At 70.6% G+C, this 15,213-nt stretch carries 15 protein-coding genes; 6 read left to right on the top strand and 9 right to left on the bottom strand.

Annotated elements, in window-relative coordinates; all coding sequences use genetic code 11:
• Nucleotides 1-14: 14 nt before the first annotated feature.
• The gene (locus VFV67_RS06330; protein ID WP_326467957.1) at nt 15-1,166 is read right to left on the bottom strand and encodes a helix-turn-helix domain-containing protein; all 1,152 of its coding nucleotides are present in this window, start codon (nt 1,164-1,166) and stop codon (nt 15-17) included.
• Nucleotides 1,167-1,308: 142 nt separating this feature from the next.
• On the opposite strand from VFV67_RS06330, the gene VFV67_RS06325 reads away from it, so the two are divergent.
• Nucleotides 1,309-1,740 carry an NfeD family protein gene (locus VFV67_RS06325; protein ID WP_326467956.1) on the top strand — a complete coding sequence of 144 codons (432 nt, stop codon included), beginning with the start codon at nt 1,309-1,311 and terminating at the stop codon, nt 1,738-1,740.
• 2 nt (nt 1,741-1,742) lie between these two features.
• Nucleotides 1,743-2,786 (top strand): SPFH domain-containing protein, encoded by a 1,044-nt coding sequence (locus VFV67_RS06320; RefSeq protein WP_326467955.1) that lies wholly within the window; start codon nt 1,743-1,745, stop codon nt 2,784-2,786.
• Nucleotides 2,787-2,827: 41 nt separating this feature from the next.
• Here the strand turns inward: VFV67_RS06320 and VFV67_RS06315 are convergent, their stop codons facing one another.
• From VFV67_RS06315 to VFV67_RS06295, 5 genes are all read right to left on the bottom strand, one after another.
• Nucleotides 2,828-3,805 carry an oligopeptide/dipeptide ABC transporter ATP-binding protein gene (locus VFV67_RS06315; RefSeq protein WP_326467954.1) on the bottom strand — a complete coding sequence of 326 codons (978 nt, stop codon included), beginning with the start codon at nt 3,803-3,805 and terminating at the stop codon, nt 2,828-2,830.
• Nucleotides 3,798-4,793 (bottom strand): ABC transporter ATP-binding protein, encoded by a 996-nt coding sequence (locus tag VFV67_RS06310; protein ID WP_326467953.1) that lies wholly within the window; start codon nt 4,791-4,793, stop codon nt 3,798-3,800. The genes VFV67_RS06315 and VFV67_RS06310 overlap by 8 nt, the downstream gene beginning before the upstream one ends.
• Nucleotides 4,790-5,662, bottom strand: coding sequence for an ABC transporter permease (locus tag VFV67_RS06305; protein WP_326468032.1), 873 nt, complete (start codon nt 5,660-5,662; stop codon nt 4,790-4,792). The genes VFV67_RS06310 and VFV67_RS06305 overlap by 4 nt, the downstream gene beginning before the upstream one ends.
• 73 nt (nt 5,663-5,735) lie before the next feature.
• Nucleotides 5,736-6,692 (bottom strand): ABC transporter permease, encoded by a 957-nt coding sequence (locus VFV67_RS06300; RefSeq protein ID WP_326467951.1) that lies wholly within the window; start codon nt 6,690-6,692, stop codon nt 5,736-5,738.
• A gap of 5 nt (nt 6,693-6,697) precedes the next feature.
• Nucleotides 6,698-8,332: an ABC transporter substrate-binding protein gene (locus tag VFV67_RS06295; protein ID WP_326467949.1), complete on the bottom strand. Its 1,635-nt coding sequence runs from the start codon at nt 8,330-8,332 to the stop codon at nt 6,698-6,700.
• A 241-nt stretch (nt 8,333-8,573) separates the two neighbouring features.
• On the opposite strand from VFV67_RS06295, the gene VFV67_RS06290 reads away from it, so the two are divergent.
• Nucleotides 8,574-10,148, top strand: a complete 1,575-nt coding sequence (locus tag VFV67_RS06290; RefSeq protein WP_414636188.1) for a multicopper oxidase family protein — start codon at nt 8,574-8,576, stop codon at nt 10,146-10,148.
• The gene (locus VFV67_RS06285) at nt 10,145-10,624 is read left to right on the top strand and encodes a hypothetical protein (RefSeq protein ID WP_326467944.1); all 480 of its coding nucleotides are present in this window, start codon (nt 10,145-10,147) and stop codon (nt 10,622-10,624) included. Before VFV67_RS06290 ends, VFV67_RS06285 begins: the two co-directional genes overlap by 4 nt.
• On the opposite strand, the gene VFV67_RS06280 is transcribed toward VFV67_RS06285, so the two are convergent.
• Nucleotides 10,582-11,580, bottom strand: coding sequence for an AraC family transcriptional regulator (locus VFV67_RS06280; protein WP_326467942.1), 999 nt, complete (start codon nt 11,578-11,580; stop codon nt 10,582-10,584). The genes VFV67_RS06285 and VFV67_RS06280 overlap by 43 nt on opposite strands.
• A gap of 173 nt (nt 11,581-11,753) precedes the next feature.
• Between VFV67_RS06280 and VFV67_RS06275 the strand changes: the two genes are divergently transcribed.
• Entirely contained in the window at nt 11,754-12,563 is an 810-nt protein-coding gene (locus VFV67_RS06275; RefSeq protein ID WP_326467938.1) for an alpha/beta fold hydrolase, read from the top strand.
• Nucleotides 12,560-13,723, top strand: coding sequence for an LLM class flavin-dependent oxidoreductase (locus VFV67_RS06270; protein WP_326467936.1), 1,164 nt, complete (start codon nt 12,560-12,562; stop codon nt 13,721-13,723). The genes VFV67_RS06275 and VFV67_RS06270 overlap by 4 nt, the downstream gene beginning before the upstream one ends.
• Nucleotides 13,724-13,736: 13 nt before the next feature.
• Here VFV67_RS06270 and VFV67_RS06265 read toward each other — a convergent pair whose 3' ends face one another.
• Both VFV67_RS06265 and VFV67_RS06260 read right to left on the bottom strand, forming a co-directional pair.
• Complete coding sequence (locus VFV67_RS06265; protein ID WP_326467934.1) at nt 13,737-14,228, bottom strand: pyridoxamine 5'-phosphate oxidase family protein; 492 nt, start codon at nt 14,226-14,228, stop codon at nt 13,737-13,739.
• A gap of 11 nt (nt 14,229-14,239) precedes the next feature.
• Nucleotides 14,240-14,893, bottom strand: a complete 654-nt coding sequence (locus VFV67_RS06260) for a hypothetical protein (protein ID WP_326467932.1) — start codon at nt 14,891-14,893, stop codon at nt 14,240-14,242.
• Nucleotides 14,894-15,213: the final 320 nt, after the last annotated feature.

Raw genomic sequence — 15,213 nt, 5'->3', positions numbered from 1 at the left:
GAGGGGTGGGGTGGTCAGGTTTGGGGGGTGAGGGGGTGGGTGGGCCAGCCGAGGAGGCGGGCGCCGAGGGCGGCGGCTTCGAGGGTGAAGCGTTGGGTGGGTTCGCGGGGGTCGTGGCCGGTGAGGTGGCGGATGCGGTCCAGGCGGTAGGTGACCGTGCGGACCGACAGGAACAGTCGGCGGGCGGTTTCGGCGGTGACCTGGCCGGTGGCGAAGTAGGCCGAGAGGGTGTCGAGCAGGGGGGTGGCGCCGCCGCGGGTGCGTTCCAGGGGGGCTAGGACGGTGGCGACGAGGTCGGTGATGGCGGTGCGGTCGCGGAACAGGACCTGGAAGGCGAGCAGGTCGGCGGCGGACAGCACCGGGGCGGTGAGGTCGAGCCGGGTGGCGAGCTCGAGGGTTCCGCGCGCCTCTTCGTAGGAGCGCAGTACGCCGCCGGCGCCGGGGAACGGGCGGCCGACACCGACCTGGACCGACCGGCCCAACGGCAGCAGGCCGACTTGCCGGGCGAACTCGGCGGGCGCCCCGGCGTTGGCCCCGAACGTGATGCACACCAGCAGGCCGTCCTTCGTGGTGATCAGCACCTCGCGGGCGTCGAACCGGTCCAGCAGCGCGGACTCCACCCGCCGCGTGGTGGAGTCGCCGTCGGTGAACCGGGTCTCGGCGCGGGCCGCGGCGACGACGTGCCGCCCGGTCAGCCGCAGGCCGTAGCGCTCCGCCCGCTCGCCCAGATCGCCCCGGCCGTGCAGCAGATCGTCGATGAACTCCCGCCGCACGGCCTCCTCCTGACGCAGGATCAGCCGCTGCGCCCGGTCGTAGCCCTCGGCGAGCGCCACCACCGCGTCGTCCGCGGCATGCAGCACCACCTCGGCGATGGTCTGCATCCGGTCCCGGTCCGCGGCGGCGGCGACGGCCGGCAGTTGGCGCCACACCACCCAGTTCGCGCTCAGATACAGGTCGACGAGCGCGCGCAGCGGCACACCGTCCTCGGCCGCGCCGGCGCCGAGCCGACGCAGCGAGTCCAGCTCGGTCCGGATCAGCCGGCGACCGGTGGCGCTGACCGCGTCCAGCATGGCGATGTAGCCGCCGACCAGGTCCGGCGCGATGTCGCCCACATCCTGCGCCGCGCGCTTGGCCAGGCGGGTGACGTCCAGTCCGGTGGTTGCCATATGTCATGTTATCCCCTTCATTGCCGGGTTCCGGCAATGAAGCGAACGGCGCCCTTCCGGCCACCCGACTTGAATCCTTCGGCGGCGCGGCAGAGGATGGTGCCAGTGGGGAACGCCTCCCGAGTGGTCAGGAGGTCTGGCGATGGACGACTGGGTCATCTGGTTGATTCTCGCGCTGGTGTTCGGTCTTGCCGAGATCGTCACCCTCACCGCAGCGCTCGGTGTGCTCGGTGCCGCCGCTCTGGTCACCGCCGGAGTGGCCGCGTTCGGGGCGCCGCTGCTCGTGGAACTGCTCGTGTTCACCGCCGCCTCGGCGATCGGCGTCGTGCTGGTCCGGCCGATCGCCCTGCGGCACATGCACGGGCCCCAGGTCGAGCGGTTCGGGGTCGACGCCCTGGTCGGCAAGCGTGCCTACGTGCTCCGGGAGGTCACCGGGATGGACGGCTTGGTGCGCATCGGCGGCGAGGAGTGGACGGCCCGCGCGTACGACGACTCCCTCGTGATCCCCGAGGGATCGGTCGTCGACGTCATGGAGATCACCGGCAGCACCGCGCTGGTCTACCCGAGGGAGTAGTCATGGATATCTCTGCCCTTGCGATCGTCGGCCTACTCATTGCGCTGTTCGCCGTCGTCACGGTGATGCGCGTGGTGCGAATCGTGCCCCAGGCGCGGGCCCGTAACGTGGAGCGGCTCGGCCGGTACAGCCGGACGCTCAAGCCCGGCTTGAACTTCGTGATCCCGTTCGTCGACCGGGTGTACCCGGCGCTGGATCTGCGCGAGCAGGTGGTCTCGTTCCGGCCGCAGCCGGTGATCACCGAGGACAACCTGGTCGTGGAGATCGACACGGTGCTGTACTTCCAGGTCACCGACCCGCGGGCGGCGGCCTACGAGATCGCCAGCTACCTGCAGGCGGTCGAGCAGCTCACCGTGACCACGCTGCGCAACGTGGTCGGCTCCATGGATCTGGAGAGCACGCTCACCTCGCGCGACACGATCAACAGCCAGCTGCGCGGGGTGCTCGACGAGGCCACCGGCAAGTGGGGCATCCGGGTCAACCGGGTCGAGATCAAGGCGATCGACCCGCCGCGGACCATCAAGGACGCCATGGAGAAGCAGATGCGCGCGGAGCGGGACAAGCGCGCCGTCATCCTGGCTGCCGAAGGCCAGCGCCAGTCGGCGATCCTGACCGCGGAAGGTGAGAAGCAGGCCGCCGTGCTGCGCGCGGAGGGCGAGCGGAGCGCCCAGATCCTCCAGGCCGAGGGCGAGGCGCTGGCGATCGACCAGGTCTTCCAGGCCGTGCACCGCAACGATCCTGACCCGAAACTCCTTGCCTACCAATACCTTCAGACGCTGCCCACGCTGGCGCAGAGCGGCAACACGTTCTGGGTCATCCCCAGTGAGGTCACCTCCGCGCTGCAGAGTGTGTCCCGCGCCTTCACCGAGAACCTGCCCAAGGTCGCCGCAACCGAGGCGCCCGCGCCGGTCTCCGAGTTGACCGCCAAGGCCGAGCAGGACGCCGCCCGGGCAGCCGAAGCCGCCGCCGAAGCCGTTGCCGACGCCGAAGCCGTGGCCGACACCACCATCGACCCCATCACCCCCAACGGCGGCCGCGTCCGCTGACCCGCCGCGGTGGAACGCGACGTCAGGTTGCGTTCCACCGCTCAGGGCTTGGTCAGCTGTGGGCCGGTGCCGTCGTCGGCGACGAGGTGGCAGGCGACCAGGGTGTTGGCGGGGCCGACCGGGCGGAGCGGGGGTTGGTCGACGCTGCACACGAGTTCGGCAACCGGGCAGCGGGTGTGGAAGCGGCAGCCGGTTGGGGGGTGTACCGGGCTGGGGACGTCGCCGGTGAGGACGATGCGGTTGCGGGTGCGCTGGATGGCGGGGTCGGGGACCGGGGCGGCGGAGAGCAGGGCCTGGGTGTAGGGGTGCCGGGGGGTGGCGAACAGCTCCGCGCGGTCGGCGACCTCGACGAGGCGGCCCAGGTACATCACGGCGATGCGCTGGGCGAGGAACTCCACGGCGGCCAGGTCGTGGGTGATGAACAGGCAGGCGAAGCCGAGCTCGGACTGGAGCCGGGCGATCAGGTTGAGCACCGAGGCCTGGACGGAGACGTCCAGCGCGGAGGTGGGTTCGTCGGCGACGAGCAGCGCGGGGCCGGCGGACAGGGCCCGGGCCAGGCTGACCCGCTGGCGCTGGCCGCCGGAAAGCTCGTGCGGGTGGCGGCGGGCCAGTTCGGCGCGCAGGCCCACCTGGTCGAGGAGTTCGTTGAGCCGGTCGCGGCGGCTCGCGGAGCTGCCGATCCGGTGCAGCCGCAGGGGTTCGGTGACGATGTCGGCCACGGTCATCCGTGGGTTGAGCGAGCCGGACGGGTCCTGGAAGACGATGTTGACGTCCCGGCGCAGCCGGCGGAGTTCGTTGCGGGACAAGGGAACCAGATCACGGCCGCGGAGCAGCACCTGGCCGGAGGTGACCGAAACCAGGCGCACGACGCACCGGCCGAGGGTGCTCTTGCCGCTGCCCGACTCGCCGACGAGGCCGAGCACCTCGCCCGGTTCGATGGCCAGGCTCACGCCGTCCACCGCGCGCACCGGGCCGAAGTGCTTGACCAGATCGACGAGTTCCAGCACGGGATCAGTCATGTGCCTCCGCCCGCACATCGTCGGTGGCCGGGTGCCAGCAGGCCACCGGGTGTCCGGCCGGGCCCGGCCGCGACTCCGGCCGGTGCGTCCGGCACTGGTCGTCCGCGGACGGGCATCGATCGGCGAAGGTGCAGGCGTCCACCGCCGAGCGCAGCACCGGGACCAGCCCGGGAATCTCGCGCAACCCGCCGGAGGCCCGCCGGGCCGGATTCGGCACCGCACCGAGCAGGCCGCGGGTGTACGGGTGGGACGGCGCGGCGAACAGGTTGTCTACAGTGGACTCCTCGACGGTGCGCCCGGCGTACATCACCACCACGCGGTCGGCGATGTCGGCGACCACGCCGAGGTCGTGGGTGATCAGCAGGACCGACGCCCCGGTCTCGGCCGACGCGGAGCGCAGCAGGTCGAGGATGCCGGCCTGGATGGTCACGTCCAGGGCCGTGGTCGGCTCGTCGGCGACCAGCAGCCGGGGCCGGCAGGCCAGCGCCATCGCGATCATCACCCGCTGCCGCATGCCGCCGGAGAGCTGATGCGGGTACTCCCGCAGCCGCCGGGCCGGCTCCGGGATTCCCACCAGCACCAGCAGGTCCCTGGCCCGGCGCTCGGCCGCCGCGCGGGAGGCGTTCTGGTGCCGGCGCAACACCTCGCCGATCTGCCGGCCGACCGTGAGCACCGGGTTGAGCGAGCTCATCGGCTCCTGGAAGACGTAGGCGATGTCCCGGCCGCGGATCGAGACCAGCCGCCGGTGCGACTCGTTGGTCAGCTCCCGCCCGGCGAACCGCACCGAGCCCTCGACGTCGGCGTTGCGCGGCAGCAGTCCGGTCAGCGCCATGGCGGTCACGCTCTTGCCGCACCCGGACTCGCCGACCAGCGCGACCACCTCGCCGTCGGTGATCGTGAAGGACGCGGCGTCCACCGCGAGCAGCGGTCCGTCCTCGGTGTGGAACCGGACGCTCAGCCCGGACACCTCCAGCAGCGTCGGGGTCATGTGTCGACCTGCCGCGGGTCGAGGGCGTCGCGCATGCCGTCGCCGAACAGGTTCAGCGCCAGGGTGAGCGCGACGATGACCAGGCCGGGGAACACCGCGAGCCACGGGGCCTGCCGGTAGAACGGCTGCGCGCTGGCCAGCAGCACGCCGAGCGACGGGGTCGGCGGCCGGATTCCCAGACCCAGGAAGGAGAGCACCGCCTCGCCGATGATCGCCGCGGGCACGTAGACGGTGGCCTGCACCATGATCGCGTTCACCGAGTTGGGCAGGATGTGCCGGCGCAGCAGGACGCCGTCCCGCGCGCCGCCGGCGATCGCCGCCGCCACGAAGTCCATGTCGCGCAACCGCAACGTTTCCCCCCGGGTGATCCGGATCATGCCAGGCACCTGGGCGCCGATCGCGATCGCGATCACCGCGGTGAACAGCGACGGACCGAGGATCACCGCGAGACTGACCGCCAGGATCAGGAACGGGAAGGCCAGCAGCAGGTCGGTCAGCCGGGAGACGAACGGGTCCAGCCAGCCGTAGAACCCGGCGAGCAGGCCGAGCGGCACGCCGAGCAGCACCGCGAGCAGAACCGTGAGCACCCCGACCGAGAGCGACGCGCGCAGCCCGTAGAGCACCCGGGAGAGCTGGTCCCGGCCCAACTCGTCGGTGCCCAGCCAGTGCTCGAGGGACGGCGGCTGCGGAGCCGGCGCGGTGAAGTCCGTGGCGTCGAACGGATACGGCGCGATGATCGGGGCCAGCAGCGCGGCCAGCACGGCGATGATGACGATCACGCCGCCGGTCATCGCCATCGAGTTGCGCCGCAGCCGGCGCAGGATCCGCCGACGGCTGGGCGCCCGGACGACCGGGGTGGGCTCCACCATTGTCACGACGACGCCTCGCAAGCTCGGTGCCGCTGGACCCCGCCAGTGTCCATTTGTTCGCTCGCAAGCTCGCTCACGGCACCCCACCTCCGACCCGGATCCGCGGATCGATCACCGAGTACAGCAGGTCCACCACCAGATTGAGCACGATGTAGGCGGTGGCGGTGAACAGCACCACGCCCTGGATCATCGCGTAGTCCCTGGTGAACACGGCGTCCAGGGTGAGCCGGCCGAAACCGGGCAGCACGAAGATCGACTCGGTGACCACCGCGCCGGAGATGAGCACACCCAGTTCCAGGCCGACGATCGTGGTCACGACGATGAGACTGTTGCGCAGCGCGTGCCCGATGATCACGTGATGGCCGGGCAGGCCCTTGGCGCGGGCCGTGCGCACGTAGTCCGCGGTGAGCGCGTCCAGCATCGCCGACCGGGTCTGCCGCATGATCAGCGCGGCCAGCCCGGTGCCGAGCACGATCGCCGGCATGATCATGTGACTGAGGTTCTCGACCGGATCCTCGAAGAACGGCACGAAACCCGACGCCGGCAGCCAGCCGAGCACGATCGCGAACAGCAGCACGCCCATCTGGCCGAACCAGAAGTTCGGCACCGACAGTCCCATCAAGGCCACCGAGTTCGACGCCCAGGCCAGCGGCCCGCGCCGGCGCACCGCGGCGATCGTGCCCGCGACGAGCCCGATCAGCACCGCGATCAGCATGGCCAGCACGGCCAACTCCAGCGTCACCGGCAGCGCGTGCAGGATCGCGTCGGTCACCTGTAGGCCGGTGCGTGGTGACACGCCGAGATCGCCGGTCACGGCCTTGCCGAGATAACGCAGGTACTGCACGGGAAGCGGCTGGTCGAACCCGTACGCCGCGTTGATCTCGGCGACCGTCTCCGGGTCGCTCTCCTCGCCGGCCAGGGTCCTGGCCGGGTCGCCGGGCAGTGCCCGGATGCCGAGGAACACCACGACCGTGGCGAGCCACAGAGTGACCACCGATTCGGCGAGCCGGCGTAGCAGGTACCGACTCATCGGCGCTACTCGAAGAAGCCGGCGGTACCGAGTCTGACGAGGCCGTCGCCGTACTCACGTACCTGGCCGACCTTGTCGCTGACCCCGGTGAGGTTCTTCTCCCGCCACAGGTAGATCAGCGGCGAGTCCTGCTGCAGGGTGCCCACCACCTTGCCGTAGAGGTCCTTGCGCTTGCTGGCGTCCCGCTCGGCGCGCGCCTGATTGAGCCAGTCGTCGACCTGCTGGCTGGAGTAGCCCGAGATGTTCTGCGAGCCCCTGGTCTGCACGAACGGCGTGATGTTGCCGTCCGGGTCGACCCGGCCGGACCAACCGATCTGGAACAGCTGGAACTTGCCGGCATCGGTCAGGTCGAGCGAGCTGGCGAACTCGGTGGGCTGGATCTGGACGTCGAACCCGCCCTCGGTGGCCATCGACTTGATCGCCTCGCTGATCCGGGTGCCGTCCGGGGTGTTGGCGGCGATCAGGCTGACCTGCAACGGAGTGGTCAGGCCGGCGTCGGACAGCAGTTTCTTGGCTCCGGCCGGATCATGTGGCGCGCAGGCCTGTGCGGCGTCCGAGGACAGCGGGTTGGCCGGGCTGATCGGTCCGCAGGCCGGCTCGAACTGACCGCGGAACACCGAGCGGACCAGCGCATCCCGGTCGATCGACATGGCGAACGCCCGGCGCACGGTCGCCTCGGTGGCCAGCGGTCCGGCGAACGGGGCGGCGAGCGGGCCGGGTGGCTTGCCGAGGCCGCTGACGTTGCCGACGTTGACCGTGATGCCCTGGTAGCCAAGGGATCGGGTGGACATCAGGCGCAGGTTCGGCGTCCCGGCAAGCTCCTCGGCGTTGACCGGGCTGACCCGGTCGAGCACCTCGACGTCGCCAGAACGCAGGTTGTTGAACCGGGTGGTCTGGTCGGCGATGATCTTGTAGATCACCTTGTCCAGCTTGACGTTCGCCGCGTCGTAGTAGTTCGGGTCCTTCTCCACCTCGATGCGGTCCTGGGCGATCCGGGTGGTGAACTTGAACGGCCCGACGCAGACCGGCCCGGTGGCGAAGTCGGCACCCTTGGCCGCGACCACGGCCGGCGACATGATCATGCCGGCCCGGTCGGCCAGTACCGCGGACAGCGGTGCGAACGGCTCGTTGAGCTGGATGTCTATCGTGCTCGGGTCCTTGACGGTCACTTCCTTGACGCTGGTCAGCTCGCTGCGCCGGGCCGAGCCCTCGAGCGTGCGGTGCCGGTCAAGCGAGGTCTTCACCGCCGCGGCGTCCAGGGCGGTGCCGTCGGCGAACTTCACCCCGGTGCGGATCTTCACGGTGGCCGTCCGGCCGTCGCCGGACAGTTCCGGCAGCGCGGCGGCGAGCTGCGGCACGATCTCGAGCTTGTCGTTGAGGTCGTAGAGCTTCTCGCAGATCGCGTTGAAGACGGTGCGGCCGACCAGGGTTCTTGCCAGGGTCGGGTCCAGCCGGTCCGGTTCGGCGGACAGCGCGACCCGGAGCGTGCCACCGGCTTTGATCGCCCGGTTGTCCGCGCCGGTGTCCCCGGATCCTTCCTGTTGCGGGCTGTCGATGCTGGCACAGCCGGTGATCCCCAATAGAACGGCCGCGATGAGGGTGAGCAGGCGCGCGCCTCCGCGAGCCCGGGAACGAGCCATGATCTCTCCCGGTGGCGTGATGGATCTCCGCACCATCCTGCATAGGTGTGACACCACCCGCCGGATCCGTTGCCCAACTGTGACACGGGTGCACAAACCCCCTAGGGGGTGATTCATTTTGTCCACTATGGACGATCGGATGCCGGTCCACCTAGGTGGTGTGTGGGGTTCCTAGGCACATCAACGGATGGTGAGGGCACGGCGGCCCCGACGATGATGGGAGGAATCGAGATCTCCGGAGGTGGGACGGTTGACCGACCGGCGTGCGGTGTTGCGGTGGGGGCTGGCCGGCACGCTGGGCCTGGCGTTGCCCGCCGGAACGGCGGTGTTGGCCGGAATGCGACCACGGGTGACCCCGGCCGGCGCGAGCGCGCCAGCGGGACCGCCGGCCGGGGCGTTCACCCGACCGCTGCCGGTGCCGCCGGTGTTGAGTCCACAGTCGACGGACGGCGGGGTGGATCGCTACGAGATCCGGCAGACCGTTGGGCGGCAGCGGCTCCTGCCGGACTCGGACACCGAGATCTGGGGCTACAACGGGATGTTCCCGGGCCCGACGGTCCGTGCCCGGCGCGGCCGGCCGGTGGTGCTGGCACACCGCAACGAGCTTTCGGTGCCGACGGTGGTGCACCTGCACGGCGGCGCGGTGCCGCCGGAGCAGGACGGCCATCCGCTCGACTACGTGCTGCCGGCGGCCGGATCGGCCGACGCCGAACTCGCCGCGCACGCCAGGCACGGCGTGGCCGGCCTGGCGACCGGCAGCCGGGAGTACCGCTACGCCAACGATCAGCCGGCGGCCACGTTGTGGTACCACGACCACCGGATGGGGTTCACCGGTCCCGCGGTCTACCGCGGCCTTGCCGGCTTCTACCTGATCCACGACGAGGTCGAGGACGCCCTGCCGCTGCCCCGCGAGCGGCGCGACGTCCCGCTGCTGGTCGCCGACCGGGCGTTCGCCGACGACGGTTCGTTGTTCTACCCGGCCGTGGACCCGACCGGCCGCGAACCCGGGGTGACCGCGCTGTATCACCACAGCGGGATGGTGGGTGAGACGGTCACGGTCAACGGCGTGGCCTGGCCGTATCTGGAGGTGGACGCCGCGCTCTACCGGCTGCGGTTCCTCAACGCCTCCAACGCCCGGCCCTACCGGCTGGAGCTGGATCCGCCGCCGCCCGGTGGCAGCGGGTTCGTCCAGATCGGCAGCGATCTGGGGCTGCTGCCCCGCCCGGCGCACTACGACATGTTCGTGCTCTCGCCCGGCGAACGCTACGACGTGCTCATCGACTTCTCCCGCTACCCGTCCGGAACCCGGGTGGTGCTGAGGAACAACGTGGCGGAGGGCGACCCCGGCTACGTGATGCGGTTCGACGTCGGCGCGAAGGTCGCCGACGACGCCCGCATCCCGGCCGTCCTCACGCCCGAGCCGGCCCCGCCGCCGCGCACCACCGGGACCGCGGACCGGCGGTTCAGCTTCTTCAGCGGCGCGCCCGGGGTCAGGGGACCCGCGATGATCAACGGGCAGGCCTTCGGGATGACCCGGATCGACGCCCGCGTGGCCGCTGGCAGTACGGAGATCTGGGACCTCACCGCGGACCCGATCCACCCGGTGCACCTGCACGGCGCGCGGTTCCGCATCCTCAAACGCAACGGGGCGGTACCCGAGCCCCAGGACGCCGGCTGGAAGGACACGGTGTTCCTGCCCGACGGGGGAATGCGGCTGGCGGTGGAGTTCGGCGGTCACCGCGGCAGGTATGTCTTCCACTGTCACAACCTCGAGCACGGCGACACCGGCATGATGGCCACGCTGGACATCACATGAGTACCCGCACCCGGTCCCGCTCCTCGGGCCGCTCCTACACCGCCCGGCTGCACGACCGCGCCGTGGCCGCGCGCCGCACCTCCCGGCCGCCGGCGTGGCTCGCCAGCCCGTACCCGCCCGCGCTGCTCGCGCTCGGCGCCGAGCTCGGCCACCTGGCCGCCGCGCTGGTGGAATGGCCGGCCGCGCCGGTCCGCGGCCTGGTGCACGTGCTGGCCGCCGCCGTATTCGGCCTGATCGCGGTGAGTGTCTACTTCGGACCAGGCCGGATCGCCGTCGTGGCAGGCATTGCGGCCGGGCTGATGCTGCCGGTGGCCTGGCCGGCCGGAGCGCTGGCCGGCGTGCCGCTCTACCTGAACTTCCCGCTGTGGGCGGTGGTCCCGCTCGTCGTGATCGAGACCGCGCTGGCCGGACTGCTGATCCTGCGCACGAGGAGTCAGCGGCGCAGCGTGGCCGACGGCGGCTCGCCGAAGCGCTGACGGTAGGCGGCGGCAAACCGGCCGGGGTGGGCGAAACCGTACCGCAGGGCGACGTCGGTGACGGTGAGACCAGTGCCGGAGTCGTTGTGCAGCAGCTCGTCGTGGGCCTGTTCGAGCCGGCGGCCACGCAGGTAGGAGATCGGTGAGACGCCGAGCTGGCGCCGGAACGCCGCGTGCAGGGAGCGCTCGCTGACCCCGGCGTGGCCGGCGAGATCGGCGACGGTGAACGCCGTCTGCGGGGTGGAGTCGATCAGCTCGACCACCCGGCGGACCACCCGAGGGGCCGGCAGGGTGGGCGCGGCGTACACGGCGTCGGTGTAGTTGTGCCGCAGGCAGAGCAGCAGCGTGGTCAGCACGGTGTGCTCGATCTCGCTGGCCAGCACCGGCGACGGTCCGGCCTTGCCGCACCGCTCCAGCGCGCCGCGCAGGGTCAGCACCGCCGCGGCGAGAGCTTGGCCGCCGTTGCCGAGGTCGACCCTGGTCTGGAACCGCAACGGCCGGTGCAGCGGCTGGTGCAGCAGGTTCTGCAGGAACCGCTCCAGGTGTGAGCGCCGGACGGTCAGCATCAGCTGGCGCAACCCGGGCGTCCAACGCAGGTTGAGATCCTCGTGGTAGCAGAACACGGCCGCGTGCCGGGCATCGGCGACCGCGGTGCGCCCGCCGTCGTCGATCAGCAACCGGCCACCGTGCACGAAGCTGACCGTCACCTTGTCGATCGGCGGCGAGCAGCCGATCTCCACCGCCGGGCCGTACGAGGAGGACATCAGGCCAAGCCCGCCGGCCGTCCGGTGCTGCACCCGGGCGAGAAACGGCGTGCCCCGCTCCAGCACCGTCATCCGGTGCGGACACTGGAGCAGCTCCTGGGTGCGGACCCGGGCCTCGTAGGGGTCCGTGGTCTGCAGCAGCCTGGCGTCGGGCAGGTTCACGTCCGCCAGCAACACCGACGGGCCGCGCATTGGCCCACCTCCACCCGCAAGACGCCTGTCCCACCAGAATCCTGCCGGCCAGGGACAACGTCAAGTTGATGCGGAAACCGGCCGGCCGGTGCGGAAAGTGGATCGTCGCCGGGGTGCCGGTCTCCTAGCTTCGAGCGCGTCGGTGTCGACGCGGGCGAGCGGGAGGTGGCGCGGTGACGGCCAGTGGACCCACCGAGGAGTACCTGGAGGTTTCCGGTGGGCGGGTGCATGTGCTGCGCGGGGGAACCGGCGCGCCGCTGCTGTTCCTGCACGCGGCCGGCGGCGCCGGGCGGTGGCTGGAGTACCACGAGCTGCTGTCCCGGCGGTTCGAGGTGATCGCGCCGGACCACCCCGGCTTCGGCGGCTCGGACGAACTGCCCGAGGTGGAGGGCATGGACGATCTGGTCTACCACTATCTGGACCTGATCGACCGGCTCGGCCTGGACCGCCCGCACGTGGTCGGGGGGTCGTTCGGCGGCTGGCTCGCCGCCGAACTGGCCGTGCACACCCCGCAGGCGGTCGGCTCGATGGTGCTGCTGTCCGCGGCCGGGCTGCGGCTGCCGGCGCACCCGGTGGCGGACCTGTTCCTGATGACCCCCGAGCAGGTCGTCGATGTGCTGTTCCACGACGTCACCAAGGCGTCGGCCGCCTTCCCACCCGACCCGGACGTGGACGCGATCCTGGCGATCTACCGGGACATGACCGCGCTGGCCCGGTTCTCCTGGGTCCCGTTCATGTGCAATCCCAAGCTCGAGCGCCGGTTGGGCCGGATCAGCGCGCCAACCCTGGTGGTGTGGCCGGCGCAGGACAAGCTGATCCCGATCGCCCACGGGGAGCGCTACGCCGAGAAGATCCCGAACGCGTGGCTCGCGGTGGTCGAGGACTGCGGGCATGCCATGTACTTCGAACGACCCACCGAGTTCGCCCGGCTCACCGCGGACTTCCTCGCGACGGGCGCCGAGCTGAGCGGAGCGAGCCGATGAAGTTCGTCTTCTTCCACCTGATGCCCTACCCGTACCTGCCGGACGACTTCGACGAGCGGTTCCCGTCGCCGTCACTGAACTTCCCCAACGGTTACTTCGATCCCGAGCGCGGAAACCGGCTCTACCACCGTTACCTCGACGAACTGGAACACGCCGAGCGGATCGGGTTCGACGGAATCGCGGTCAACGAGCATCACCAGACCGCCTACGGGCTGATGCCTTCGCCCAACATCATGGCGGCGGCCCTTGCCCGGCGTACCGAGCGGGCACAGATCATGGTGCTGGGCAACGCGATCGGCATCCGCGGCAACCCTCTGCGGGTGGCCGAGGAGATCGCCATGCTCGACCACCTCGCCGACGGCCGCCTGGTCTCCGGCTTCGTCCGCGGCATCGGCTGGGAGTACTTCGCGCACAGCATCAACCCGACCCGGTCCCGGGCCCGGTTCGACGAGGCGCACGATCTGATCATCAAGGCATGGACCTCGACCGAGCCGTTCCAGTGGATCAGCCCGAACTACGAGTTCCGCTATGTCAACGTCTGGCCCCGGCCGTTGCAGCGGCCGCACCCGCCGATCTACATTCCCGGCGCGGGCAGCACCGAGACCATGCGGTTCGTCGCCGAGCACCGCTACACGTACATGTCGGTCTACGCGCCGACGCCCGTGGTCGCCCGCTGGTTCGACGGGTATCGGCAGGCGGCCGAGGAGTTCGGCTATGTGCCCGATCCGGAGAAGATCGGGCTGTCCATCCCGATCTACGTGGCGGAGACCGACGATCGGGCCCACCGCGAGGCCGAGCCGCACCTGATGTGGTTGTTCCACAAGGGACTCAAGCAGGGACCGGAGATCATGTTCCCGCCCGGGTACATGACCTCCTCGTCCATGCGTGGGCTGCTGACGGCCGGGATGAAACCGTTCCCCGAGCTGACCTACGAGGAGCTGGTGACCGAGGGGTATGCGGTCGTCGGCAGCCCGGACACGGTCGCCAACCGGCTCGGCGAGCTGCACGGCGCGCTCGGCTTCGGGCAGGTGATCGGACTGTTCGCGCTCGGTGACATCACCGCAGAACAGACCCGCACCAGCATGGAGCTGTTCGCCGCGCAGGTCATTCCCGAGCTCCGCCCGCTCGGCGTCGCGAGCGACGCCGTGGCGGCCGGGTAGCGAGGAACGGCGGTCAGTGCTTGCGGACCACGCGTTCCGGCTCGCCCGGCTTCCAGATCGTGACGTCCATGTGGCCGTCGTTCATCTCGACCGAGGATGCGCCGGTCAGGTCGGCCGCGTAGAAGTGGTCGAACTCCTGGCCGCGCAGGTCCAGGCCGATCTCCTCGAACAGCGCCTCGGCGAACCGCTGGTGCAGGGCCTTGTCCCGGACGTCGCGGACCAGGCCCCAGAGCTTCGCGTCACCCTCGGCGACGTTCGGGTCGACCGTGGCGGTGTGCAGGCAGAATCGTGGATCGCGACCAAGATCCCGGAACTTGGTGGTGTCCGGCATTCCCACGAGCCACAACTCGTCCTCGAACACCCTCGGTTCGATCGGGCTGATCCGGGGGTAGCCGTCCGAGCGCAGCGTGGCCATCAGGCAGAGCTTGCCCGTGGCGGCGTGCCGGCGGGTGAAGACGGCGGCGATGCGGGGGGCGTGCTCGATGAAGTCAGTCCATGTGCTCACGGCTGGCGAGATTACGGCGGGTGCGCCGAACCGGCCAGTTCATTCGGGTCCGTGTCGCCGCACAGGAACGCGTAGAACCGTTCGCCCCGGGGGATTTCGGCCGCCGCCGGGTGGTGCAGCACCCAGAGGCTGGCGTCGTCCAGCCAGCCATAGCTGTCGAAGTTCTCGCCCTGCACCAGAGCGATCAGCCGGTCGCCGAGGCGCCAGACCGCGTGCCGCCACTCCGGGCTGTGCGTCCCGGTCACATCGGGTTGGCCGAGCCGCCCGGTGAGCCGGCCGAGTGCGGTCCGCCAGTTGTCATCGAACTCCGGCCGCAGTGCGCCGATGTCGCCCGACCATCCCTCGCCGACCGCGGCCGACACGAACTCGCGCACGTCCGGATCGTCGACATCGGCTTCGTCGCAGAGGGTCGCGTACGCCACGCCGAAGCCGGTGATCTCCTCGACGGGCTCGAACCGCATGGCCAGCGTGACCACGTAGCTCCCCACGCCGAACGCATAGTCCCCGTTCTCGAACACCCCGGTGGCCACCGACCTGCCCCAGGGCATCGGCCAACCCGCGGCCGCCCAGGTCGCGTCGAGGTCCGCGCGGTCCCACGAGGCCCGCGCGAGGGCCAATATCGGGTCGATCACCGCGCCGTCGAAGGGGCGCCACGCCATCGCCATGGGCGCACGCTAGGCAGCCCGGGCCCCGCGCTGGAACGCCGGCTGCACAAACGGACACATCGGCTGCGCAAACGGACGCGACCCGAATGTCTATTATGGACTGTGTTGATGGATAACCGCAGGAAGGCAACAACGTACCGCAACCGGCGTGTCGCGAGAAGGTCCGCCGTTATGTCCACATGGGTTACTCCACTCGGATGCCGCACGGTGCGGTCATGTTCGGTCATTGGCGGTGATAATTGCTGGTGGGGCCGTTCCGCGCCGATCAGCCGACGCATCTGATTCGGCCGCGTGGCCCAGTCTCCGCGCTGTTATGCGCC

The organism is Actinophytocola sp., assembly GCF_035762905.1.
GTDB lineage: Bacteria > Actinomycetota > Actinomycetes > Mycobacteriales > Pseudonocardiaceae > DASYTH01.
This window is presented reverse-complemented; position numbering and strand designations above follow the sequence as displayed.